The sequence below is a fragment of the Sphaerotilus natans genome, assembly GCF_900156335.1.
Lineage (GTDB): Bacteria > Pseudomonadota > Gammaproteobacteria > Burkholderiales > Burkholderiaceae_C > Sphaerotilus > Sphaerotilus natans.
The window spans coordinates 208176-230294 of the sequence record NZ_FTMZ01000002.1 but is presented as its reverse complement, the minus strand read 5'-3'; the positions used below and the strand labels follow the sequence as shown (position 1 = coordinate 230294).

Annotated in this window: 22 protein-coding genes; 14 read left to right on the top strand and 8 right to left on the bottom strand. The window is 69.7% G+C overall.

Features of this window, described 5'->3' with window-relative positions:
• Positions 1–54: 54 nt before the first annotated feature.
• Together BW996_RS02780 and BW996_RS02775 are read right to left on the bottom strand one after the other, a co-directional pair.
• Entirely contained in the window at positions 55–429 is a 375-nt protein-coding gene (locus BW996_RS02780; protein WP_037485669.1) for a photoactive yellow protein, read from the bottom strand.
• A 96-nt stretch (positions 430–525) separates the two neighbouring features.
• A complete protein-coding gene (locus BW996_RS02775; RefSeq protein WP_037485670.1) occupies positions 526–1158 on the bottom strand; it encodes a hypothetical protein in 633 nt (210 codons plus the stop codon).
• Between the two features lie 186 nt (positions 1159–1344).
• Here BW996_RS02775 and BW996_RS02770 point away from each other — a divergent pair, with 186 nt between their 5' ends.
• The gene (locus BW996_RS02770) at positions 1345–2031 is read left to right on the top strand and encodes a hypothetical protein (RefSeq protein ID WP_139330714.1); all 687 of its coding nucleotides are present in this window, start codon (positions 1345–1347) and stop codon (positions 2029–2031) included.
• A gap of 121 nt (positions 2032–2152) precedes the next feature.
• Here the strand turns inward: BW996_RS02770 and BW996_RS21995 are convergent, their stop codons facing one another.
• On the bottom strand, positions 2153–2734 hold the full coding sequence (locus tag BW996_RS21995) for an IS66 family transposase (RefSeq protein ID WP_259373312.1): 582 nt from the start codon (positions 2732–2734) through the stop codon (positions 2153–2155).
• Between the two features lie 6 nt (positions 2735–2740).
• Here BW996_RS21995 and BW996_RS21990 point away from each other — a divergent pair, with 6 nt between their 5' ends.
• Both BW996_RS21990 and cynS read left to right on the top strand, forming a co-directional pair.
• Positions 2741–3223 carry an NADP(+)-dependent, decarboxylating phosphogluconate dehydrogenase gene (locus BW996_RS21990; RefSeq protein ID WP_245801900.1) on the top strand — a complete coding sequence of 161 codons (483 nt, stop codon included), beginning with the start codon at positions 2741–2743 and terminating at the stop codon, positions 3221–3223.
• Between the two features lie 156 nt (positions 3224–3379).
• On the top strand, positions 3380–3823 hold the full coding sequence (gene cynS, locus BW996_RS02755; RefSeq protein WP_037481856.1) for a cyanase: 444 nt from the start codon (positions 3380–3382) through the stop codon (positions 3821–3823).
• Here cynS and BW996_RS02750 read toward each other — a convergent pair.
• A complete protein-coding gene (locus BW996_RS02750; protein ID WP_037481795.1) occupies positions 3817–4110 on the bottom strand; it encodes a VF530 family protein in 294 nt (97 codons plus the stop codon). The two genes, cynS and BW996_RS02750, sit on opposite strands and share 7 nt — an antisense overlap.
• Before the next feature lie 91 nt (positions 4111–4201).
• Here BW996_RS02750 and BW996_RS02745 point away from each other — a divergent pair, with 91 nt between their 5' ends.
• Both BW996_RS02745 and BW996_RS02740 read left to right on the top strand, forming a co-directional pair.
• Entirely contained in the window at positions 4202–6271 is a 2070-nt protein-coding gene (locus BW996_RS02745) for an ATP-dependent helicase (RefSeq protein WP_037481797.1), read from the top strand.
• Between the two features lie 147 nt (positions 6272–6418).
• Positions 6419–8170, top strand: coding sequence for a S8 family peptidase (locus tag BW996_RS02740; RefSeq protein WP_051631916.1), 1752 nt, complete (start codon positions 6419–6421; stop codon positions 8168–8170).
• Here BW996_RS02740 and BW996_RS02735 read toward each other — a convergent pair.
• On the bottom strand, positions 8151–9563 hold the full coding sequence (locus BW996_RS02735) for an EAL domain-containing protein (RefSeq protein ID WP_037481799.1): 1413 nt from the start codon (positions 9561–9563) through the stop codon (positions 8151–8153). The genes BW996_RS02740 and BW996_RS02735 overlap by 20 nt on opposite strands.
• A gap of 137 nt (positions 9564–9700) precedes the next feature.
• On the opposite strand from BW996_RS02735, the gene yajC reads away from it, so the two are divergent.
• From yajC to BW996_RS02715, 4 genes are all read left to right on the top strand, one after another.
• The gene (yajC, locus tag BW996_RS02730; protein WP_037481801.1) at positions 9701–10024 is read left to right on the top strand and encodes a preprotein translocase subunit YajC; all 324 of its coding nucleotides are present in this window, start codon (positions 9701–9703) and stop codon (positions 10022–10024) included.
• Between the two features lie 61 nt (positions 10025–10085).
• Complete coding sequence (secD, locus tag BW996_RS02725; RefSeq protein ID WP_037481803.1) at positions 10086–11990, top strand: protein translocase subunit SecD; 1905 nt, start codon at positions 10086–10088, stop codon at positions 11988–11990.
• A 13-nt stretch (positions 11991–12003) separates the two neighbouring features.
• Positions 12004–13050, top strand: a complete 1047-nt coding sequence (secF, locus tag BW996_RS02720) for a protein translocase subunit SecF (RefSeq protein ID WP_037481806.1) — start codon at positions 12004–12006, stop codon at positions 13048–13050.
• A gap of 81 nt (positions 13051–13131) precedes the next feature.
• Positions 13132–15813, top strand: coding sequence for a DUF1631 family protein (locus BW996_RS02715; protein ID WP_037481808.1), 2682 nt, complete (start codon positions 13132–13134; stop codon positions 15811–15813).
• 47 nt (positions 15814–15860) lie between these two features.
• Here the strand turns inward: BW996_RS02715 and BW996_RS02710 are convergent, their stop codons facing one another.
• From BW996_RS02710 to BW996_RS02700, 3 genes are all read right to left on the bottom strand, one after another.
• Positions 15861–16313, bottom strand: coding sequence for a Smg family protein (locus BW996_RS02710; protein WP_037481811.1), 453 nt, complete (start codon positions 16311–16313; stop codon positions 15861–15863).
• Between the two features lie 66 nt (positions 16314–16379).
• The gene (gene dprA, locus BW996_RS02705) at positions 16380–17531 is read right to left on the bottom strand and encodes a DNA-processing protein DprA (protein WP_037481812.1); all 1152 of its coding nucleotides are present in this window, start codon (positions 17529–17531) and stop codon (positions 16380–16382) included.
• A 20-nt stretch (positions 17532–17551) separates the two neighbouring features.
• Positions 17552–18733: a LysM peptidoglycan-binding domain-containing protein gene (locus BW996_RS02700; protein ID WP_051631917.1), complete on the bottom strand. Its 1182-nt coding sequence runs from the start codon at positions 18731–18733 to the stop codon at positions 17552–17554.
• Positions 18734–18906: 173 nt separating this feature from the next.
• Here BW996_RS02700 and def point away from each other — a divergent pair, with 173 nt between their 5' ends.
• From def to BW996_RS02675, 5 genes are all read left to right on the top strand, one after another.
• Positions 18907–19422, top strand: coding sequence for a peptide deformylase (gene def / locus BW996_RS02695; protein ID WP_037481819.1), 516 nt, complete (start codon positions 18907–18909; stop codon positions 19420–19422).
• 35 nt (positions 19423–19457) lie between these two features.
• Positions 19458–20405: a methionyl-tRNA formyltransferase gene (fmt, locus tag BW996_RS02690; RefSeq protein WP_037481861.1), complete on the top strand. Its 948-nt coding sequence runs from the start codon at positions 19458–19460 to the stop codon at positions 20403–20405.
• Positions 20406–20496: 91 nt separating this feature from the next.
• Positions 20497–20889 carry a hypothetical protein gene (locus BW996_RS02685; RefSeq protein ID WP_037481821.1) on the top strand — a complete coding sequence of 131 codons (393 nt, stop codon included), beginning with the start codon at positions 20497–20499 and terminating at the stop codon, positions 20887–20889.
• A 110-nt stretch (positions 20890–20999) separates the two neighbouring features.
• On the top strand, positions 21000–21737 hold the full coding sequence (locus BW996_RS02680; protein ID WP_310732040.1) for an AzlC family ABC transporter permease: 738 nt from the start codon (positions 21000–21002) through the stop codon (positions 21735–21737).
• Between the two features lie 26 nt (positions 21738–21763).
• A complete protein-coding gene (locus tag BW996_RS02675) occupies positions 21764–22093 on the top strand; it encodes a branched-chain amino acid transport AzlD family protein (protein ID WP_037481863.1) in 330 nt (109 codons plus the stop codon).
• Positions 22094–22119 lie beyond the last annotated feature (26 nt).

The window sequence follows — 22119 nt, the reverse complement described above, 5'->3', positions numbered from 1 at the left end:
GATCGATTCCGGTGGGGTTTGTCGTGAATGATGGGTGGGAGGCGTTCCTGCCCGTCAGGCGGTGCGCATGTTCACGAAGACCCAGTTCGACCCGGAAGGCGAGTGGCGCAGCAGTCGGATACGCACATTCGTCGGTTTCATCTTGTAGGTGAATGTGTAATTGAATTCTGTGTCCAAGTCGTTCCGGGCCACACCATCCTTGAACTTGCCGAAAACCAGGCGGTTGTTGGTGCAGGCGGCGACCTGGGTGAAGAAGTTGCTGCCCTCGGCTGTGGAGATGGGTACGCCGGCCATCTCGGATTCCCACTTGTTGTAGAGCTTGATGACGCCTTGGTCATCCACTTGGACCACCCCATACGGCTGCGCATCAGCCGCGCCACGGTCAACCGACGGAATTTGTGAGAGGAACTGAGCGGAAACAAAAGTCATGGTCACTCCAAACTGCCATGGAAGCTTGAGACAGGACAGGATTCGGGAAAACTTTGGGCATTCCGTCCACCTGTCCGGGAAGGCAACTGATGAACTTCAGTTGAGCGATTGCGCCACGAGTGCGTCGATCATGGCGCGTGCGCGTCGCTTGGCGGTGCGCAGGTCTGCTTTGAGGTTTTCGCATTCCTGTGCAAGGTCGTTGCGTTCTTCCAGGAGTACGGCCACCTGCTCCGTGAGGCTTTCCGCCATACACGCCAGATCGCGGCGCCCCAGGCTCTGGCCTTCGCACTCCTCGTAGAAGGCTGCCAACTGGGCTTCGAGCGATTGCACTGTGGCCTGCAGCGCCGCGACGCCACTCTCCGGCAACGCTGCGAAGCGCTCGTTCAGTTCGCGCTCCTCGTACAGGGCGTGGAGCTGCTGGTTGAGACCCTCGATGGTGATGCGCAGGCTGCTGTCGGCGATGTCGCTACCGGATTCGCGCAATGCATAGACGTCTGCCAGCTGCGCGGTCAGGTTGTCCACGGTCTCGTTCAGCTCGGCGATGGTGCGGGCGCTCAAGCGCTGCTTGTCCTCGTAGAGAGCAGCCAGGGATTCGTCTCCGTAGAAGGAGGCGCTGTTCTCGCGTTCCTTGTCGGCGTACAGCGACGCTAGCTGTTGCTCCAGGCTGGCCAGTGTTTCCCGCAGGGAGTCGATCGAATCGGCGGAGGCGTTGCGATGTGACAGATTCATGGGGCATCAGGCCTTGCTGGTTGAGTGATCCGTGTCGCACGTGCTTGGGCTGTACTGCCCCTCGGGCATCACTCACGAGGATTGTTGGGTCCAAGCTGCGCGTGCAGATCTCGACAAGATTGTCGGCGGTGCCTGTACAGACCTTAAGGTTGGAGTTGCCACTTTCGTCGAGCGTTTTTCGCTGACATGCGCTCCAATTCCATCATGCTGACCTCCTTGAACTTCAGTGACGCGGTTGCCCATCCTGTCCAGGGCATTTGGCGACCTTTATTGCGATCGCGTCTACATGGTCGTGCTGAGCCGCTGTTGGTTGAGGTCGGCGGTCTGCGCAGCGCAGCGTCGCTCTGGAGTGGTGCGCAGGTGTGGGTCCAACTGCTGCGCACGCGCCCTGATGTCCTGCGCGTGCGGGTGTGCCGGGCCGAGCGGCTGGCCCTGCTGCAGTTGCTGGTGGCCGTCCTGTGGGATGGTCGCACCTTGGAGATCGAGCCGAATGTTGACGTGTCCTCATCCGGTGCGTGGAGCCTTGATGGCCGACAGGTGATGCACGATGACCAGACCGTGTGCCTGCTGGGTGATGGCGGCTGGCCTGACCTGATGGGATCGGCGAGTTTGTCTGTCTTGGACATGCTGGCCGCTGCGCCCATGCGGGGCGACATCGTCGTGCGTGGTCGACGTGCAGATCATGGGGCGCTGTGGCTGACCCTCAGCGTGCCGCCTGGCGCGGTGCTGCCGACTTCTGAGGCTGGCGCCGTCGTCTTGCCGGACTTCGATCTGGCGGCCCTGGCCACGCCGCATGATCTGCTCAACGATGCCCTGGTGCCGCTGCTGCACTTCACCGAGGTATGGGAGTGCGCGGCCTGGCCGACGGCATGAGGCCAGGTACGTATTCACGCCCCCTCCTTGACACGCCCAGCCTCACACCTCCCGGCAAGCCCAGCCCACCAGGAAGCACGAACAGCAACGCGGTGAAGTGAAGCGAGCCCGGCCGGCGCGCTCAGCCGCCAGGCAGCAGCGAGGGCATCGGGCCGGCGCCCAGCCAGGCGCGCAGCGCCTGTTCCATCCAGCCGCGCAGGTCGCGGCCCTGGCGACGGCAGCTCTCCATCGCGGAGAAGCCCCGGGCGACAAACTGCTGGCCGCGCGTCGAGCGCGTCGGGCCGCTGATCTTGCGCTTGAGCACCACCGTGCGCAGCGCCTGCTCGGCGGCGTTGTTGGTGGGCTCGACGCCGGCGTGCCGGGTGAAGGTCCACAGCGAGACCTCCTGCGCGAGCAGGTTGGCGCAGGTCTGCGCGGTGCGCCGGCAGCCTGCGCGCGTGCCGCGCTCGAGCGCCTGGTGCACCCGGGCCTGCAACCTTTCGAATTCGGCCGGGCCGGCGCCGCGCGCGCGCCAGCGGAACATCACCCGCCCCAGCCCGAGCAGGCGCCGGCCGGCACTGCCCGCCGCCCCGGCCCGACCGGCGATGCGCTCGAAGTCGCGCAGCAGGTGCGCCCAGCACACCTGGCGCCGCTCGGGCGCCACCCAGTCGTACACCGCGTAGCGGTCCGTCACCAGCACGCCGGCCGGGCGCTCGCCCGCCAGCGCCCGGTGGCCGAGTGGGTCGGGCTGCTGCGCCAGGCGCTCTATGCCAGCAAGATCGTCAGCTACGCGCAGGGCCTGGACCTGATGCGCACCATGAGCGCGCAGCGCGGCTGGAACCTCGACCTGGGCGCGATCGCGCGGCTGTGGCGCGGCGGCTGCATCATCCGCGCGCAGTTCCTCAACCGCATCGCCGAGGCCCATGCCGACGGCCCCGCGCCGGCCAGCCTGATGCTGGCGCCGTACTTCGAGTCGGCGCTCAACGGCGCGCAGTCGGCCTGGCGCCGGGTGGTGGCGCAGGCGATGCTCGCTGGCGTGCCGGTGCCGGCGATGTCGGCCTCGCTGGCCTTCTATGACGCCTTCCGCAGCGCGCGCTTGCCGGCCAACCTGCTGCAGGCCCAGCGCGACTTCTTCGGCGCGCACACCTACGAGCGCACCGACCGCCCGGCCGGCCAGTTCTTCCACACCGTCTGGCCGGAAGTGCAGGGCTGAGCCACTGTCCGTCTTGAGCGGCGCCGGGCGCAGGCACATCGCTTGCAGTTCCCGTCGGCCTGTCATGAAGCGCGGGATGAGGCACCACCGTGGTGCCCTCTGCCGCCCTTCGGACAGGTTCCGATGTGAACCGCGACCCTGATGGAGGCCTGCGCCATGAACCGACTCGACGTGACCGAAAAGATCATCGCCACCAAGGTGGCCCGGGGCCTGAAGTGGTCCGACGTGGCCCGCGAGGTGGGCCTGAGCAAGGAATGGGTCACCGCCGCCTGCCTGGGCCAGATGACGCTCGATGCCGAGCAGGCCGCGGTCATCGCCCGCCTGTTCGACCTCAGCGAGGCCGAGGCGCGCTGGCTGCAGGTGGTGCCGTACAAGGGCTCGCTGCCGACCTCGGTGCCGACCGATCCGCTGATCTACCGCTTCTACGAACTGGTCAATGTCTACGGAACGACCTTCAAGGAGCTGATCCACGAGGAATTCGGCGACGGCATCATGAGCGCCATCGACTTCCGTATGGACCTGCAGCGCGAGCCCGACCCGAAGGGCGACCGCGTCAGCATCACGATGAGCGGCAAGTTCCTGCCGTACAAGACCTACTGACCGAAGCGGGGCGCCGGCGCGGGCCGGGCGTCGCGGCGCTGCTCGCGCAGCATGAACAGGTGGAGCCCCTCGACTTTCTCGCGCGCCCAGGGCGTGCGGCGCAGCATCTTCAGGCTGGAGGCAATGCTGGGCTGGTCGCTGAAGCAGCGCAGCGCGATGCGCTCGGCCAGGCCGGGCCAGCCGTAGTGGGCGACCAGCGCGGTCAGGATGCGCTCCAGGGTCAGGCCGTGCAGCGGGTTGCTCGGCTGGGCCGACGCGGGCGGGGGCGGGGGTGGGGGCGTTTGCATGGGCCGATTGTGGACCGCCTGCGACGGACCGGGGCCGGCTGGCTATGATCGCCGCCCGCAGTCCCTGCCGCTGCGTCCTCGGAGCCCCGCCATGGCCGACGCCCCCTCGACCCTCAATCCCGCCCAGCTCGAAGCCGTCCACCACCTGCACAGCCCCTGCCTGGTGCTGGCCGGCGCGGGCTCGGGCAAGACGCGGGTGATCACGCACAAGATCGCCCGGCTGCTGCAGGCGGGCCTGGCCCCGAAGCAGATCGGCGCGATCACCTTCACCAACAAGGCGGCGCAGGAAATGCGCGAGCGGGCGCGCTCGCTGGTGGGCGCGCGGGCGTCGAAGGACCTGGTGATCGCCACCTTCCACTCCCTGGGCGTGCGCATGCTGCGCGAGGACGGCGAGCGGCTCGGCCTGAAGCCTAAGTTCTCGATCCTGGACGCCGACGACGTGCTGGGCGTGCTGAAGGACGCCGGCGGCACCACCGACGCGGCGGTGGCGCGGCGCTGGCAGTGGACCATCAGCCTGTGGAAGAACAACGGCCTGAGCTGCGAGCAGGCCGAGGCCGCCGCGCAGGACGACGACGAGCGCGTGGCCGCGCGGGTGATGAAGCTCTACGAGGAGCGGCTGGCGGCCTACTCGGCGGTGGACTTCGACGACCTGATCGGCCTGCCGCTCAAGCTGCTGCAGCAGCACGAGGAGGCACGCGAGAAGTGGCGCCGCACGCTGCGCCATGTGCTGGTCGACGAATACCAGGATACCAACGCGACCCAGTACGAGCTGCTCAAGGCCCTGGTGGGCGAGCAGGGCCTCTTTACCGCGGTGGGCGACGACGACCAGAGCATCTACGGCTGGCGCGGTGCCACCATCGAGAACCTCAAGCGCCTGCCGCAGGACTACCCGAACCTGAAGGTGATCCCGCTGGAGCAGAACTACCGCTCCACCGGCGCCATCCTGACGGCCGCGAACAACGTCATCGCGCTGAACCCGAAGATCTTCCAGAAGAAGCTGTGGAGCGAGTTCGGCCAGGGCGAGCCGGTCAAGGTCGTCGAGTGCGACCAGGAGGAGCACGAGGCCGAGCGGGCGGCCGCGCGCATCCTGGCGATCCGCGCCAACACCGCCGGCGAGCACACCGGCTCGACCGAGTGGAAGGACTTCGCCATCCTCTACCGCGCCAACCACCAGAGCCGCAAGCTCGAGGAGGCGCTGCGCAAGGCGCAGATCCCGTACAAGGTCTCCGGCGGCCAGAGCTTCTTCGACCGCGCCGAGATCAAGGACCTCTGCGCCTGGCTGCGGCTGCTGGTCAACCAGGACGACGATCCGGCCTTCCTGCGCGCCATCACCACGCCGAAGCGCGGCATCGGCCACACGACGCTGGCGGCGCTGAGCGACTTCGCCGGCAAGTGGCGGGTGAGCCTGTTCGAGGCGCTGTTCCAGGAGTCGATCGGCACGGTGCTCTCGGCCAAGGCGGTGGGCTCGCTGCACGAGTTCGGCCGCTACGTGAACGACCTCGAATACCGCGCCCGCCACACCGTGGGCGCCGAGGCGGCGCAGCCGATGCTGATGGAATGGCTGGGCGAGATCGGCTTCGAGCAGTACCTGCTCGACAGCGAGGAGAACCCCAAGGTCGCGGCGGCGCGCTGGTCCAACGTGCTCGACTTCATCGACTGGATCGCGCGGCGCTGCGGCGGCGAGATCGCCGAGGACGGCAGCGGCCAGGTGCAGTCCGAGACCAAGAGCGTGCTCGACGTGGCCCAGACCATCAGCGTGATCCTGAGCCTGGCCGAGCGCGGCGAGGCCGACCAGAACGTGGTGACGCTCTCGACGCTGCACGCCAGCAAGGGACTGGAGTGGCCGCATGTGGTGCTGGTCGGCATCAACGAGGGCACGCTGCCCTTCAAGCGCGAGGAGGAGGAGATGACCACCGAGCGCCTGGAGGAGGAGCGCCGCCTGATGTACGTGGGCATCACCCGCGCGCGGCGCACGCTGCTGGTGACGACGCTGCTGCGCCAGAAGCGCGGGCGGGAGATCCGCCGGGCCTTTCCGAGCCGCTTCATCCAGGAGATGCGCCTGGACGAGCAGGTGGCCAAGGTCAACCCGCGCGACCGGATCGCGGCGCAGCGGGCGGCCTTTGCGGCGCGGGCGGCGGCGCAGGGCGGTACGCCGGTCTGACGTCTGACTGTTCTGGAAACAACAGCGAGAAACCCCGTTTTTTCATATTTGTAGAGAAGTGTGAATTTGTGCATGCGCCCCGCCAGCGCAGAAACAAACCCTGGAGGCCGGTTGCACACGATACGAGCTCCCAGGAGGAGAAACCCCATGTCGTATCGTGTCCTGCCTTTTCCGCCCGCGCGCCTGATGGCCGCCGTGCTGCTGGCTGCTGCCGGCGTGTCTGCCCAGGCCAGCGAAGCTGCTCCGAGCGCGCCGAAGATGACCGACCAGTTCATCGTGCATTACCGCGCCACCTCGTTCTCGACCGCCACGGCGGCGCGCACGCCCGAGCGCCGCGAGCGCGATCGCCAGCACGCCGAGCGGGTGGTCAGCCGCTTCGGCGCGAAGGTGGCCTTCCGCCGCGACGGCCATGACGGCAGCAGCGTCTTTCGCGCCAGCCGCGCGCTGACGCCCGAGCAGATCCGCACCCTGTCGAGCGAGATGGCCGCGGCGGATGCCGAGGTGCTGTCGGTCGAGCCGGATCTGGTGATGCTGCCGCAGTGGGTGCCGTCGGACAGCCAGTTCGCCAGCCAGTGGCACTACTACGAGGCGGTGGGCGGCATCAACCTGCCGGCCACCTGGGACCGCTCGTTGGGCGCGGGCGTGCGGGTCGCGGTGATCGACACCGGCTACCGGCCGCATGCCGATCTGGCGGCCAACATCGTCGGTGGCTATGACTTCATCGCCGACACCGCCACCGCCAACGACGGCAACGGCCGGGATGCCGATGCCCGCGACCCGGGCGACTGGTGCTCCGGCTCGAGCAGCTGGCACGGCACCCATGTGGCCGGCACCATCGCCGCCGTCACCAACAACGGCCTGGGGGTCGCGGGCGTGGCCCCTTCGGCCAAGATCGTGCCGGTGCGGGTGCTGGGCACCTGCGGCGGCTACACCTCCGACATCGCGGCCGGCGTGGTCTGGGCCTCGGGGGGCACCGTGTCTGGGATTCCCGCCAATGCCTATCCGGCGCGGGTGCTCAACCTGTCACTGGGCGGCTCGGGCGCCTGCGGCACGACGATGCAGAACGCGATCAATTCCGCCCGCTCGCGCAGCGCGATGCTGGTGATCGCGGCCGGCAACTCGAACCTCAATGCGTCCAACGCCAGCCCGGCCAACTGCGCCGGCGTGATCACCGTCGGCGCGACCACGCGCACCGGTGCGCGGGCCTCGTTCTCGAACTATGGCTCGGTCGTCGACGTGGCCGCACCGGGTGCCGGCATCCTGTCGACGCTCAATGCCGGCAGCACCGTGCCCGGCGCGGACAGCTATGCGTCCTACAACGGCACCTCGATGGCCACGCCGCATGTGGCCGGCGTGGCCGCGCTGATGCTGGCCAAGAATGCCGCGCTGACGCCCGATCAGGTCGAGAGCATGCTCAAGAGCTCCGCGCGGGCCTTCCCGGTCAGCCCGGGCACGACGACGACGATCGGCACCGGCATCGTCGACGCGAAGAAGGCGGTCGACACCGCGATGGGCTCGCAGCCGACCGCGATCACCGAGGTCGAGTCGAACAACACCGCCACCACGCCCAGCGTGATCGCCGCGACCCATGCGCGCATCGCCGGCACGGTGGCCTCGACCACCGACACCGACTATTTCCGGGTGAGCGTCGCGGCCGGCCGCACGCTGTCGGCGACGCTGAACCACACGGTCAGCACGCAGAACTACCAGCTCTATCTGTACAACGCTGCGGGCACCTCCGCGCTGGCCTCGAGCACGCGAGCAGCCGGCCTGCCGGAGACGGTCACGGTGCGCAACAGCACGACCGCAGCGGTCAACTATCTGGTGCGGGTGGTCTATGCCAGCGGTGGCACCGGCAGCGCTAGCGGCCAGTACGTGCTCAACCTGCTGCAGCAGTGATGGAGATCCGGCCGGTCCGGTGAGCCAGGCCGCGGGTCGGCTCCGGTGCCGCGCTGGTGCCCGCGCCCGTGCCGGGGCCGGTTCCGGTCGTGCAGTCCAGCACCACCCGGTGCTGGACCCGGGCATGCATCAGCACCTGGGTCATCGTCGTGGCGCCGACCGGCAGCGACAGCACCGGGCCCTGGAACTCGTCGCAGTGGCGAGCGCGCAGAAAGTCGAGCTGCTCGTCGCTGCGCACGCCCTCGGCGACCACCCGCAGTCCCAGCGCCTGGCCCAGGCCGATCAGCGCGGCGGCCATGCGGGTGCCGTCACGCTGGCCGAGGCGCTCCAGCACCCGGGCGTCGAGCGTCAGCTCGTCGAGCGGCAGGCGACCGAGCGTGTCCAGCGAGACCGGTCCGGCATCGCCCAGGCGCGCCAGCCCGACCCGCACGCCGGTGGCGCGCAGCGAGCGCAGCATGCCGCGCAGCAGGTCCGCGTCGCCCGACAGCGCCGCGCCGGGCATCAGCAGCGTCAGCGTGCCGCCGGGCAGGCCCTGGTCGACCAGCGCGTCGAGCACCATCGACACCAGCGTGCGGTCCTGCCAGAGCCCGACCGGCAGATCGACCGACAGGCTGGGCACCTCCAGCCCCTGGTCACGCCACTGGCGCACCTGGCGGCAGATGCCGTGCAGCAGCATCAGGGTCAGCCGGTGCATCAGCCCGGCGTCGGCGGCCACCGCGGCCCAGCCGCGACCGCTGTCGGCCACGCCCGCGCCCAGCGCCGGGGTCCAGCGCGGCAGGGCGACCGCACCGGTCAGCGCGCCGGTGCACATGTCGGCCTGGATCTCGAACAGCAGGTCGAGCCGGATCTGGTCGACGCCGCGGTGCAGAGTGTCCTCGGCGCGCAGCCGACGCATCGCGGTCATCGTGGTGGCCGCCTCATGCCGGACACACTGGCCGCGACCGAGCCGGCGGGCCTCCAGGCTGGCCAGATCGGCCTGGCGCAGCAGCGTGGCGACCTCGTGCCCGCTCTGCGCATCGAAGTCGACCCGGCCGGCGCAGCCGCCCAGGCAGAAGCGCTGGCCGGCGACCTCGACCGGATGCTCCAGCGCATCCAGCAGCCGGTGCGTCACGGTGTCGGCATGCTCGGGCGACGCATCGCCCAGCACCACCAGGAAGCCGTCGCCGCGGCGGTGCAGGACTTCGGCCTCGCTGGCGGCTTGCAGGGCGCGCAGCGCCGTCTCGAGCGGCAAGGCGGCCGCCTGCAGCACCGTCTCGCGCAGGGCCGCGCCCAGCAGGGCGGCCATCTCGTCGAGCCGCGCCGGCACGATCAGCAGCAGCGTGCCGCGGGCGCTGGCGCTCAGCGCGCGTGACAGGCGGGAATCGGTGACAGGGGGCGCAAGAGGGCGGTCCATGGCATCGATATCGGTTGGCGCTTTTGCCGCCTTGACCCCCGGCCCGGGCGGGTGGGGTCGCCCGGGGTCCGGTCGGTTTCCGGACACCCCTACAATCGTGCGCTTTTTCCCTTGTTTCCCCTTTGCAGGAGCCGAACGTGTTCATTTCCAATGCCTACGCCCAGGCGGCTGGCGCCGCACCCGCAGGCGGCTCGTCCCTGATGCAGCTGCTGCCGCTGGTGCTGATGTTCGTGGTGCTGTACTTCATCATGATCCGGCCCCAGATGAAGAAGCAGAAGGAGCACAAGGCGATGATCGACGCGCTGGCCAAGGGCGACGAGGTCGTCACCGCCGGCGGCCTGCTGGGTCGGGTCACCAAGGTGGCCGAATCCTTCGTGTCGCTGGAAGTGTCCTCGGGCGTCGAGGTCCAGTGCCAGCGCAGCGCGGTGGTGCAGGTCCTGCCCAAGGGCTCGATCAAGTAAGCCGGGCCGTCGCCCGCTGCCTTGCTGCTTCCCTGCCGATTTCTTGCTCTCAGGCTGAACGATGAACCGCTACCCCTGGTGGAAGTACCTGATCCTGGCCATCGCGATGGTGGTGGGCCTGCTCTACACGCTGCCCAACTTCTTCGGCGAGGCGCCGGCCGTCCAGGTCTCCAGCGGCAAGGCCACGCTGAAGGTCGATGCCGGTCTGGTGCCCCGGGTCGAGCAGGCCCTGCAGGCTGCCGGCCTGAAGCCTGATTTTGTCCAGCTCGAGGGCAATTCGGTGCGCGCCCGCTTCGGCGACACCGACACCCAGCTCAAGGCGCGTGATGCGATCATCCGCGCGCTCAATCCCGATCCGGCCGATCCGTCCTACATCGTCGCGCTGAACCTGGTCTCGCGCTCGCCGCAGTGGCTGACCGGGCTGGGCGCGCAGCCGATGTACCTGGGTCTGGACCTGCGCGGCGGCGTGCATTTCCTGATGCAGGTCGACATGGCCGCGGCGCTGACCAAGAAGACCGAGTCGCTCGCGGGCGACGTGCGCACGCTGCTGCGCGACAAGTCGATCCGTCACGCCGGCATCCAGCGCAGTGGCGATGCCATCGAGGTGCGCCTGCGCGACCGCGAGACCCTGACCAAGGCGCGCGAGGCGCTGACGCTGGCCCAGGCCGACATGCTCTGGACCGAGGCCGGCGACGCCGCCGAGCCCCGGCTGATCGGCCGCATCAAGCCCGAGGCGGTCCGCAACGTCCAGCAGCAGGCGCTGACGCAGAACATCAACACGCTGCACAACCGCATCAACGAGCTCGGCGTGGCCGAGCCGGTGATCCAGCAGCAGGGCGCCGACCGGGTGGTGGTGCAGCTGCCGGGCGTTCAGGACGTGGCCAAGGCCAAGGACATCATCGGTCGCACCGCCACGCTGGAAGTGCGCATGGTCGACGACGGCCCCGAGGCCCAGGCCGCGCTGGGCGGCGGTGCGCCGGTGCCCTTTGGCACCGAGCGCTTCCTGGAGCGCGGCGGCGTGCCCATCATCGTCAAGCGCCAGGTGGTGCTGACCGGCGAGAACCTGACCGACGCGCAGGCCGGCTTCGACGACAACCAGCAGCCGGCGGTGCACCTGACGCTCGACGCACGCGGCGCGCGCATCTTCCGCGACGTCACCCGCGAGAACATCAACAAGCGCATGGCCATCCTGCTGTTCGAGAAGGGCAAGGGCGAGGTCGTGACGGCCCCCGTGATCCGCTCGGAGATCGGTGGCGGCCGGGTGCAGATCTCCGGCTCGATGACGCCCGTCGAGGCGGCCGACACCGCGCTGCTGCTGCGCGCGGGCTCGCTGGCCGCGCCGATGGAGATCATCGAGGAGCGCCTGATCGGCCCCAGCCTGGGCGCCGAGAACATCGCCAAGGGCTTCGACAGCGTGCTGTACGGCTTCCTGGCCATCGCCGTCTTCATGTGCGCCTACTACATGCTGTTCGGCGTGTTCTCGACGCTGGCGCTCGGCGTGAACCTGCTGCTGCTGGTGGCGATCCTGTCGATGATGCAGGCCACGCTGACGCTGCCGGGCATCGCCGCGATCGCGCTGGTGCTGGGCATGGCGATCGACGCCAACGTGCTGATCAACGAGCGGGTGCGCGAGGAACTGCGCGCCGGTGCCTCGCCGCAGAAGGCGATCCACATGGGCTACGAGGCCGCCTGGGGCACCATCCTGGACTCCAACGTGACCACGCTGATCGCCGGCGTGGCGCTGCTGGCTTTCGGCTCCGGCCCGGTGCGCGGCTTTGCCGTCGTGCATTGCCTGGGCATTCTCACCTCGATGTTCTCGGCGGTGCTCTTCTCGCGGGGGCTGGTCAACCTCTGGTACGGCCGCAAGAAGAAGCTGCAGGGCGTCTCGATCGGCCAGGTCTGGAAGCCGGCCGCGCAGCCGGGACCGGCCGACGCCGCCTCGGCCGTCACCTCGCCCAAGGCCTGAAGGGAGTCACCTCATGGAATTCTTCCGCCTGCGCCGCGACATCCCGTTCATGCGGCATGCGCTGGTGTTCAACATCATCTCCTTCGCCACGTTCGCGCTGGCGGTGTTCTTCCTGCTGACCCGCGGGCTGCACCTGTCGATCGAGTTCACCGGCGGCACGGTCATCGAGACCGAGTACGCCCAGAGCGCCGACATCGCCAAGGTGCGCACCACCGTCGAGGCGATGAACTTCGGCGAAGTGCAGGTGCAGAAGTTCGGCACCTCGCGCGATGTGCTGATCCGCCTGCCGCTGCGCGAGGGCGTCAAGCAGAACGAGGTGGTCGGCCGCGTCTTCGCCCAGCTGTGCTCGGCCGAGGGCGGCCTGGTCAAGCCGGTGCAGATCACCACCGACAAGGGCGAGAGCATCAGCCGCCAGGTCTGCGAGGCCGGCAGCAATGGCAGCGCCACCGAGCCGCTCAAGCTCACCCGCAGCGAGTTCGTCGGCCCGCAGGTCGGCAAGGAGCTCGCCGAGGACGGTCTGAAGGCGCTGGCCTTCGTGGTCGTCGGCATCATGATCTATCTGGCGATCCGCTTCGAGTGGAAGTTCGCGGTGGCCGCGATCATCGCCAACCTGCACGACGTGATCATCATCCTGGGCTTCTTCGCCTTCTTCCAGTGGGAGTTCTCGCTGGCGGTGCTGGCGGCGGTGCTGGCGGTGCTGGGCTACTCGGTCAACGAGTCGGTGGTGATCTTCGACCGCATCCGCGAGGCCTTCCGCAAGTTCCGCAAGATGACCACGCCCGAGGTCATCGACCACGCGATCACCAGCACGATGAGCCGCACCATCATCACGCACGGCTCGACGCAGATGATGGTGCTGTCGATGCTGCTGTTCGGTGGCCCGACGCTGCACTACTTCGCGGTGGCACTGACGATCGGCATTCTCTTCGGCATCTACTCGTCGGTGTTCGTCGCTGCAGCCATCGCGATGTGGCTGGGCGTCAAGCGCGAGGATCTGGTCAGTGCGGGCGCCAAAAAGGACCAGGATCCGAACGATCCGAACGCCGGCGCGGTCGTGTGAGGCATCGACCGGCTGGTGTAAAGTAGTACACACTATTTTTCCAGATTCCGACGGTCGATTCCTCCTTCCCCCACCTTTCCCATGGCTGCCGCAACCCCCTCCTCGCTGCTGGCCGCACAGGCGCGGCGACTCTATTGCGAGCAGCTGCAGCGGCTGATGCCCCGGGTGGCCGGCTCGCTGACCGAGCGGGTGCGTGACCGCATCGCCGAGCAGGCACGCACGCCGTCGGCGCATCATGCGGTCTACCGCGATCTGCTGGTGGATCTGCCGCTGCAGTCCGGCCGCTGGGCCATCGCCTTCGGGCAGCAGCTTCAGCAGGCGGCGGCCGGTCGCCAGGTCGCGCCGCAGGGTGCGGGGCGCAACGCCACCCGTGCCGACGAGCTCGCGATCGTCGACGACGCCTCGGTCGACCAGGAGATCGTCGTCTCGCACATGGCGATGGCGCTGCTGGACAAGGCCAGCTGGGAGTTCTCCGACCTGCGCTACCGGATGGCGGCGCTGGATCACCGCGACGAGCTCGACGAGCTGGATGTGCTGCGTCCGCACGCGCTGGCCCGGGCGGTGTCGGAGAGCTGGTTCACGGCCGGCTTCAGCGCCGAGGCCTGGCGGGCGCTGCAGCCGATGCTGCACGAGGAATTCGCGGTACTCATCCATGAGGCCTACCACGAGGTCAACCGCTGGCTGATCGGGCAGGGCGTTTGTCCCGAGGTCAATCTGCGCCATTTCATTCGCCGCAGCAAGGACGGCAGCCGCGTGTCGCGTGCGGGCGGCCTCTCGCCGGAGGCAGCGGTTGGCGCTGCGGTCCCTGCAGCCCGACCCGGGGGGGCCGCCCAGCCGCCGCAGGAGCGCTTTCCCTCGCCAGCCCATCTGAACCGCAACGACAACCGCAACGACAACCGCCCCGGCTCCGATTCGTCGACGCCGTCCCGCTGGGCTTCGGGTGGCGGCCCCGGTGCGGGCTCGGGCGTCGGCGGCGCGGCGGCCGGATCGGGCGCTGCGGGGGCGAGTGCAGGCAGTGGCCCGGCCTGGGGCGGCGGTGGCGGCTCAGGCGGCGCAGCCCGTGCCGACCAGCCTGGCGACACGACGGCACCGGACAGCCGCGATGCCCATCTCTATGCGCCGACGATGATGGCGGATGTGTCGCCGCCGTCTTCCGCCGGTGCGGCCACCGTGCCGGTGCCGCTGCGCGACGTGCACGACGAGACGCGCATGATGACGCACTCGCCGGGCCTGCTGCGCAGCATCGAGCAGGCCGAGGCGGTGCTGGGCCGGCTCAACCGGCTGGTCGCGCGGCAGGTGCCCGACTTCTACAGCTCGACCATCGCGCATCCGCAGGTGCAGCCCTCGCCCGGGCTGAGCGCGGCGATCAGCGATGCCGAGCAGGCGGTGCGCCGTCGCTTCGAGGGCGGGGCCTCCGCGGCCGGTGTGGCTTCGGGCGTGCCGGTGCTGTCGCAGGCAGTCGCGGTGTCGACGCCGGGGCTGCTGCAGGAGCTGCAGAGCCGCAAGGTCGCGCTCAAGCAGGCCGCGACCACGCCGGTCGAGCGCGCCACCATCGAGATCGTCGCGCTGATGTTCCAGAGCCTGCTGACCGAGGAGCGCATCCCGGCCACCGTGCGGGTGTGGTTCGCGCGGCTGCAGATGCCGGTGCTGCGGGTGGCGATCGCCGAGCCCGACTTCTTCGCCACCATCGACCATCCGGCGCGCAAGCTGATCGACCGCATGGGCGGCTGCGTGATGGGCTTCGAGGTGGGCGCAGCCGGCGTCAGCGAGCCGATGGAGCGAGAGATCAAGCGGGTCGTGCAGGTCGTCGAGGCCTATCCGGACACCGGTCGGCGGGTCTTCCAGACGGTGCTGACCGAGTTCGAGCGCTTCATCGAGGAGTATTTCAAGACCGAGCATGTCGCCGCGAGCAAGGGCGTGTCGCTGGCGCAGCAGATCGAGCAGCGCGAGACGATGGCGATCCAGTACACCATCGAGATGCGCAAGATGCTCGACAAGGTGCCGGTGCATGACAGCGTGCGCCAGTTCCTCTTCCATGTCTGGGCCGACGTGCTGGCGACCACCGCGGTCAAGACCAGCGCCAGCAGCGAGCAGACCCGGGCGATGAGCAAGGTCGCCTCCGACCTGATCTGGCTGGCCAGCGCCAAGGTCTCGCGCGAGGAGCGGGCCGAGGCGATCCGCCGGCTGCCGCCGCTGCTCAAGCGCCTGCGCGAGGGCATGGGCTCGGCCGGCGTGCCGATGCCGCGGCAGGACGAGTATCTGCAGTCGCTCAACAATGCGCTGCAGGCGGCCTTCTCGGCCCGCACCGCGACCATTCCGACCGAGCGTCTCGACGAGCTGATGATGCAGCTCGAGGCGCTGGAGGATCTGCTGCCCGAGGCCGGCGACATCGAGATCGACGAGTCGATGGTGCGCGATCTCTCGGGCCACGAGACCCAGGATCTGGAGGTGGTCGCCGAGGGCGGCTCGATGCCGACGCCGGCGATGGTGGCCTGGGTGGCCGACCTGACGGTCGGCAACTGGTTCCGGCTCGACTACCGCGACCGCATCGAGCCGGTGCAGCTGGCCTGGCAGGGCAGTCGCAAGCAGTTCAGCCTGTTCGTGTCGGTGCAGGGGCGCGGCATCATGTTCCAGAAGCACCGCCTGGCGTCCTTCCTGCAGGCCGGCCTGCTGGTGCCCTTCGAGGAAGAGTCGCTGACGGTGCGCGCCACTCGCAACGCGCTGGCCAAGCTCGACGCCGATCCGGCGCGGCTGCTGCACTGAGGCGCTGCAGTCACGCCACCGCGCCCTGCACGTCCGGCCTTGGCGCGTCAGTGAATGAGCCGGTCGGCGTCGTCGACAAAGAGCTCGTCGAGGATCAGCGCGTCGGGCTCCTCGCCCATGCTCCAGAAGACCATCAGCACGATGATCTTCAGGTCCTCGAGCGCCAGCGATCCACCCGGGGCGGCCATCGCCCGGTCGACGGCGATCTCGCGCATGTGCGCCGGCAGCACGCCGGCCGACTCCAGGAAGCTCAGGAAGGCGATCGAGGTGGTGCCGAGCCGGTCCTGCTCCGAGGCGGTGTAGATGCGCATCGACAGCGCGCTCTGCATCTGCGCCTGGGTCTCGGCCACGCTGGTCAGGCCGTCGAGCCAGCTCAGCGCCTCCTCGATCTCGTCGTTCTCGAAGCCGACCGAGGTCAGCTTGCGCGACAGCTGGTCATGCTCCGGACAGGAGTCCGGCCGCCAGTAGTTTTCGTAGAGGTAGACGAGCACGTCGAACATGGATTCACTATACCCGAGGGCATGGTGACCCGGAGAACCCGTGCCGGTCGGCCCCCGTGAGCGGGGTCACGCACGATTCTGGCGTTGAAAGATCTGTCCGGGCAGCCGAACGATCTGTTCCAGCATTTCCAGCTCGAGCAGCCGCGCCTGCAGCTCGGGCGTCGGCCAGCCGGTGCGTGCCTGCAGCGCGTCCAGCGTGGCCGGGCTCCAGCCCAGGGCCTGCAGGATCGGGTCGGAGGCTTCCTCTTCCCCCTCGGACTCCGCGACCGCGACCGCTGCCGCTTTCGCTTCCTGCTGCGCGTTCGTGGCGGGCGCGCGGCGCAGCGGCCGCAGGTCTTCCAGGATGTCCTCGACCGATTCGACCAGCCGCGCGCCATCGCGGATCAGCCGGTGGCAGCCGCGCGACTGCGGGCTGCGGATCGGGCCCGGGATCGCGAACACCTCGCGGTTGCTCTCCAGCGCCAGCCGTGCGGTGATCAGCGAGCCCGACTGCAGCGCCGCCTCCACCACCAGCGTGCCCAGCGACAGCCCGGCGATCAGCCGGTTGCGCTGCGGGAAATGCGGCGCCAGCGGCCCGGTGCCGAGCACATGCTCGCTGACGATCAGGCCACCTGCAGCGACGATGCGCGCGGCCAGCGCCTCGTGCTGGCGCGGATAGCAGCGGTCGATGCCGGTGCCGATGACCGCCACCGTGGGGGCGCCCGCGTCCAGCGCGCCCAGATGGGCGGCCGCGTCGATGCCCTGCGCCAGTCCGGAGACGATGCCCAGGCCGTCACGGCCCAGCCCGGCGGCGAACTCGCGTGCCAGCGCGGCGCCGCTGGTGGTCGGATGACGGCTGCCGACCAGCGCGATCAGATCCCGGTCGTTCAGGCGCTGCGGTGCGCCGTGCAGGTGCAGCAGCAGCGGCGAGTCGGGCATGTGCATCCAGCCCGGCGGGTAGCCCTCGTCGCCGAGGGTCAGCAGATGGTGGTCGGGATGCGCGAGCCAGTCCAGCGTGGCGGCCACCAGCGCATCCAGTCCGTCGGGCGGCGAGCGCAGCGCCTGCACCAGCGCTTCGCCGACGATCTGGCGCTGCGCGATCGTCGAGGCCGCGAACACGCCCTCGGGCGAGCCGAAGGCCGCGAGCAGCTGGCGCGCGCGCTGGCGGCCGCAGCCCGGCGTCTGCAGCAGCCGCAGCCAGGCGGCGATCTCGTCGGGCGCGTGTCCGGCCAGCGGCATCGTCGCGCTCCCGGCCGGACTCAGGGCTGGGTGAAGCGGTCGCCGGGGCGCACCGCGGTCTGCGCGTCGAGGATCAGCGCGTAGGCCACCCGCTCGAAGACGCGGAAGACGAACAGGTGTCCGTGGGTCTCGTCGGGCAGCTGCAGTGCGGCGCGCTGCGGGTCGGTGCGGTCGGCGATGCGCTCGCCGGCGCGCTGGATCGCCAGCACATGGCCGCGCTCGATGCCGTCGACCCGGCCGCGGTTCAGCGCGACGATCTGGTTCTGGCCGGCCGACATGCCGTCGCCGTAGATCGAGACGATGCGCCCTGCGATCGGCGCCGAGGGCGCATGCGGGACGAAGTTGGTGGTGTCGCGGGTCGGGGCCTGGGCCAGACGGTCGCCGGCGCCGGCCTCCTGGCGCAGCGTCGTCAGCACCACCGTGCCGGGCACGATCTCCTGGGTCTTGCCGTCGGCGCTCGGGGTCACGCTGCCCGGGCGGACATATTCCGCCGAGCCGACGAAGGCCGCCTCGTAGCCGAGCAGCGCCTTCGTGTCCGGATCGAGCAGCGGCCGGGCCTGGCGGAAGACGCGCCAGTTGCGCAGCGGCGGCATCTCGCCGCGCACATAGGCGGTGTCGCCGCGGCCGAGCAGCACCCGGCCCTCGCGGCCGGCGACGATGCGCGGCGCGTTGTCCAGCTCGTCGGCCTCGAGCACGATCGCGTCGTTCAGGAAGGGCTCGATCAGGTGCAGCGAGATCGAGGCGACCGGCCCGTTGTCGACATCGCCCGCGCGCACCCGCGGCGAGAGCTTCACGGTGCCTGAGCCGGCGCGGCCGAACTGCAGCCGCGCGCGGCCGCCCTCGCGCACCAGTACCAGCTCCTGGCCCGGATAGATCAGGTGCGGATTGCGGATCTGCTCGAGGTTCATGCCCCAGAGCTCCGGCCAGCGCCAGGGGCTGCGCAGGAAGAGCTTCGAGATGTCCCAGAGCGTGTCGCCGCGGCGCACGACATGGCTTTCGGGCGCGTTGGGCGCGAGCTCGGAAAGCGGCACGCCGGCCTCGGCGACCTGACGGGCCGTGCTGCGCTGCGCGGCAGTGACCGGATAATCGGGGGCTGCGTGAGTCGCCTGGAGCGACAGGCCCAGCAGCGTCGCCGCCAACAGCCTCAAGGGACTGGCGAGGGCGCGCCGGGTTCGAGCGTGCTCGCCGTGGCACAGGATCATGGAGTTCTTCTCCGTGCGCCGACCCGGCAGGCCCGCGCGAAACACTTCATTCAGACTCGTCGATTCTGCCCCCGAAGCCCTGAGGCTGCAATGAAATCGGCTGTTTTGCCACTTCTGCCGCTTCGGGCCTGCCCTTCACTGTCGCGTCGCGACCGATCGCCCTCGTCATCGCCATGAGCCTGCTGACCATTCTTCGCTATCCCGATCCCCGCCTGAACAAGGTCGCCAAGCCGGTGGCGGCCGTCGATGCGCGCATCCGCACGCTGATCGACGACATGTTCGAGACGATGTACAAGTCACGCGGCATCGGCCTGGCCGCGACCCAGGTCGACGTGCACGAGCGGCTGATCGTCATCGATGTGTCCGAGGACCGCTCGGAGCAGCTGGTGCTGATCAACCCGGAGCTGATCGGGCGCAGCCCGGAGCGGGTCGTCGGCGACGAGGGCTGCCTGTCGGTGCCGACGATCTACGACAAGGTCGAGCGCCATGAGCGCGTCACGGTGCGCGCGCTCGACCGCGAGGGCCGCTCCTTCGACCTCGAGGCCGACGGCCTGCTGGCCATCTGCATCCAGCACGAGATGGACCACCTGATGGGGCGGGTCTTCGTCGAGTACCTCTCGCCGCTCAAGCGCAACCGCATCCGTACCAAGCTGCTCAAGCGTGGTCGCGACGAGGACGACGTCGCATGAGCGCCGCAGTCATGATCGCTGAACCTGCACAGGGACTGCGCGTCGGCTTTGCCGGCACGCCGGAGTTCGCCCGCGAGGCGCTGGCGGCGATGCTGGGGGCCGGCCTCTCGGTGCCGCTGGTGCTGACCCAGCCCGACCGCCCGGCCGGGCGCGGCATGAAGCTGCAGCCCTCGCCGGTCAAGCAGCTGGCGCTGGAGCACGGCATCGCGGTGGCGCAGCCGACCAGTCTGAAGCTCGACGGCCGCTTCCCCGACGAGGCGGCGGCCGCGCGCGAGGCGCTGCAGGCCGCGCAACTGGACGTGCTGGTGGTCGCCGCCTACGGCCTGATCCTGCCGCGCTGGGTGCTGGCGCTGCCGCGCCTGGGCTGCCTGAACATTCACGGCTCGATCCTGCCGCGCTGGCGCGGCGCCGCGCCGATCCACCGCGCGATCGAGGCGGGCGACGCCGAGACCGGCATCACCCTCATGCAGATGGACGAGGGCCTGGACACCGGTGACATGCTCGCGGTCGAGCGCGAGCCGATCGGCCCGGACGACACCACCGCGCTGCTGCACGACCGGCTGGCGCGGCTGGGCGGGCGCATGATCGTCGCGGCGCTGGCCGACGCGGCCGCCGGGCGTCTGCAGCCGGTGCCGCAGCCGCTGGAGGGCGTGACCTACGCGCACAAGATCGACAAGAAGGAGGCAGCGATCGACTGGACGCTGCCGGCGGCCGTGATCGCGCGCCGGGTGCGCGCCTTCGATCCCTTCCCTGGTGCGAGCTTCGTGCGCGGCGCCGAGACGATCAAGGTCTGGCAGGCGCGCCTGGCCGACGGGCAGGGCGCCCCCGGCGAGGTGCTGGTGGCGGAGGCGGGCGTGCTGCGGGTGGCCTGCGGCGAGGGCGCGCTGGAGATCGAGCGGGTGCAGCGCCCGGGCGGGCGGCGCCAGCCGGTGCGCGAATGGCTGGCGGGCTGTGACATCCGCCCTGGCGAGCGGCTGGGCTGAAACGGGACGCGTCGCCCGGAATGCTCAAGTCGCTCCGGGCGACAGACGATAAGCGAGGCAGCCCCCGCCCTTCGCTTGCCCTCCTCCCGCCATGAGACTGCCGAGACTTTCCGTCATCGCCCTGCTCGCCGCGCTGCCCCTGCTGGCCAGCTGCGACCTGCTCGGCATCGAGTCCGGCGAAGCCGTCGCCGCCCGCAACGAGGCCGAGGGCAAGGCCATCGGCAGCGCCTGCCGCCACGCGATGCGTGCGATCGAGGACTGCTACACCCTCAATCCGAAGGCGGTGAAGGCCTCCGTCTACACCGGCTGGCGCGAGATGGACGAGTACATGCGCGAGAACAAGCTCGAGGGCATCGCGCCGGTCGTGCCGCGCCCGGTCGAGCCGTCGAAGAAGAAGAAGCCCAAGCCGGCCGAGGATGAGGACATCATCGACGAGCCCAAGGCCAAGGCGGACGACAAGGCCCACGGCAAGTCGACGCACTGAGGCGCAATCCCTGAGGTCCGCGTGCCGGACCTGATCCGTAGGACCTCTCCCGATGTGACAATCGCGGGATGTCTTTCCCCGGCTCTACTGCGGCCGCACTGAAGCGGCATGTGCAGTCCCTCTGTCGCCATCCGGAATTCCGGCGTGGCCTGCGGGACATGGCGCCGATGGTGCCGGGTCTGGCCGCCTGGGGCCTGGTCACCGGCGTGGCGATGGTGCGCAGCGGGCTCGACCCCTGGCTGGCGCTGCTGATGTCGCTGACGGTCTATGCCGGCTCGTCGCAGCTGGCCTCGCTGCCGCTGATCGCCGCCGGCGCGCCCATCTGGGTGGTGCTGCTGACCGGCTTCGTCGTCAACCTGCGCTTCGTCATCTACAGCGCGCAGTGGCGCTTCTACTTCGGCCACCTGCCGCGCTGGCAGCGCATGTCGCTGGGCTATTTCGGTGCGGACATCAGCTACGCGATGTTCATGCGCCGCTGGACCGAGCCCGAGCCGCAGCCGGGCCAGATCGCCTATTTCGCCGGCGGGGCGCTGCCGCTGTGGCTGGGCTGGCAGATTCCGTCGATCCTCGGCATCGTGCTGGCCGACGGGGTGCCGGCGCAGTGGGGCCTGGGATTCGCCGGCACGCTGGCGCTGATCGGCCTGACCTGCTCGCTGCTGGTCGACCGCGCGACCTGGGTCTGCGCGGGCGTGGCGGCCGCTGCCGCGGTGGCGGCCTTCGCGCTGCCCTACAAGCTGCACATCGTCGTCGCGGTGGCGGCGGCGGTGGCCGCCGGCCTGATGATGGAAATGCCCGGCGGCGGGGGCGGCCGGCCGATCGGCCCGCAGCCGGCCCGGCGCCCGTCCTGACCCCTTGCCCGGAGCGCGCACGCACGATGTCCAGCCTCGAAGCCTTCTTCACCATCCTCGGCCTGGCGCTGGTCACCGTGCTGACCCGCGGCTTCCTGATGCTGCCCGCGCGCGAGCTGCCGATGCCGCCATGGGCGCGGCGCGCGCTGAAATACGCGCCGCTGGCCGCGCTGGTGGCGATCATCGCGCCCGAGGTGCTGATGAAGAACGGCGCACTGATCGCCACGCCGCTCGACGCCCGCCTGATCGGTGCGGCGGCGGCAGTGGCCTGGTTCTTCTTCCGTCGCGGCATTCTCGGCACCATCGTCGTCGGCATGGCGGTCTTCCTGCCGCTGCGCATCGGTCTGGGCTGGTAGCCGCGCGCCTCTTTCATTTCCTCAAC

What these genes read in the sequence shown, in the direction of transcription:
- BW996_RS02780 (WP_037485669.1), bottom strand. Translation starts at nt 429, where the DNA reads ATGACTTTTGTTTCCGCTCAGTTCCTCTCACAAATTCCGTCGGTTGAC.
- BW996_RS02775 (WP_037485670.1), bottom strand. Translation starts at nt 1,158, where the DNA reads ATGAATCTGTCACATCGCAACGCCTCCGCCGATTCGATCGACTCCCTG.
- BW996_RS02770 (WP_139330714.1), top strand. Translation starts at nt 1,345, where the DNA reads ATGCGCTCCAATTCCATCATGCTGACCTCCTTGAACTTCAGTGACGCG.
- cynS (WP_037481856.1), top strand. Translation starts at nt 3,380, where the DNA reads ATGAACCGACTCGACGTGACCGAAAAGATCATCGCCACCAAGGTGGCC.
- BW996_RS02750 (WP_037481795.1), bottom strand. Translation starts at nt 4,110, where the DNA reads ATGCAAACGCCCCCACCCCCGCCCCCGCCCGCGTCGGCCCAGCCGAGC.
- BW996_RS02745 (WP_037481797.1), top strand. Translation starts at nt 4,202, where the DNA reads ATGGCCGACGCCCCCTCGACCCTCAATCCCGCCCAGCTCGAAGCCGTC.
- BW996_RS02740 (WP_051631916.1), top strand. Translation starts at nt 6,419, where the DNA reads ATGTCGTATCGTGTCCTGCCTTTTCCGCCCGCGCGCCTGATGGCCGCC.
- BW996_RS02735 (WP_037481799.1), bottom strand. Translation starts at nt 9,563, where the DNA reads ATGGACCGCCCTCTTGCGCCCCCTGTCACCGATTCCCGCCTGTCACGC.
- secD (WP_037481803.1), top strand. Translation starts at nt 10,086, where the DNA reads ATGAACCGCTACCCCTGGTGGAAGTACCTGATCCTGGCCATCGCGATG.
- secF (WP_037481806.1), top strand. Translation starts at nt 12,004, where the DNA reads ATGGAATTCTTCCGCCTGCGCCGCGACATCCCGTTCATGCGGCATGCG.
- BW996_RS02715 (WP_037481808.1), top strand. Translation starts at nt 13,132, where the DNA reads ATGGCTGCCGCAACCCCCTCCTCGCTGCTGGCCGCACAGGCGCGGCGA.
- BW996_RS02710 (WP_037481811.1), bottom strand. Translation starts at nt 16,313, where the DNA reads ATGTTCGACGTGCTCGTCTACCTCTACGAAAACTACTGGCGGCCGGAC.
- dprA (WP_037481812.1), bottom strand. Translation starts at nt 17,531, where the DNA reads ATGCCGCTGGCCGGACACGCGCCCGACGAGATCGCCGCCTGGCTGCGG.
- BW996_RS02700 (WP_051631917.1), bottom strand. Translation starts at nt 18,733, where the DNA reads ATGATCCTGTGCCACGGCGAGCACGCTCGAACCCGGCGCGCCCTCGCC.
- def (WP_037481819.1), top strand. Translation starts at nt 18,907, where the DNA reads ATGAGCCTGCTGACCATTCTTCGCTATCCCGATCCCCGCCTGAACAAG.
- BW996_RS02685 (WP_037481821.1), top strand. Translation starts at nt 20,497, where the DNA reads ATGAGACTGCCGAGACTTTCCGTCATCGCCCTGCTCGCCGCGCTGCCC.
- BW996_RS02675 (WP_037481863.1), top strand. Translation starts at nt 21,764, where the DNA reads ATGTCCAGCCTCGAAGCCTTCTTCACCATCCTCGGCCTGGCGCTGGTC.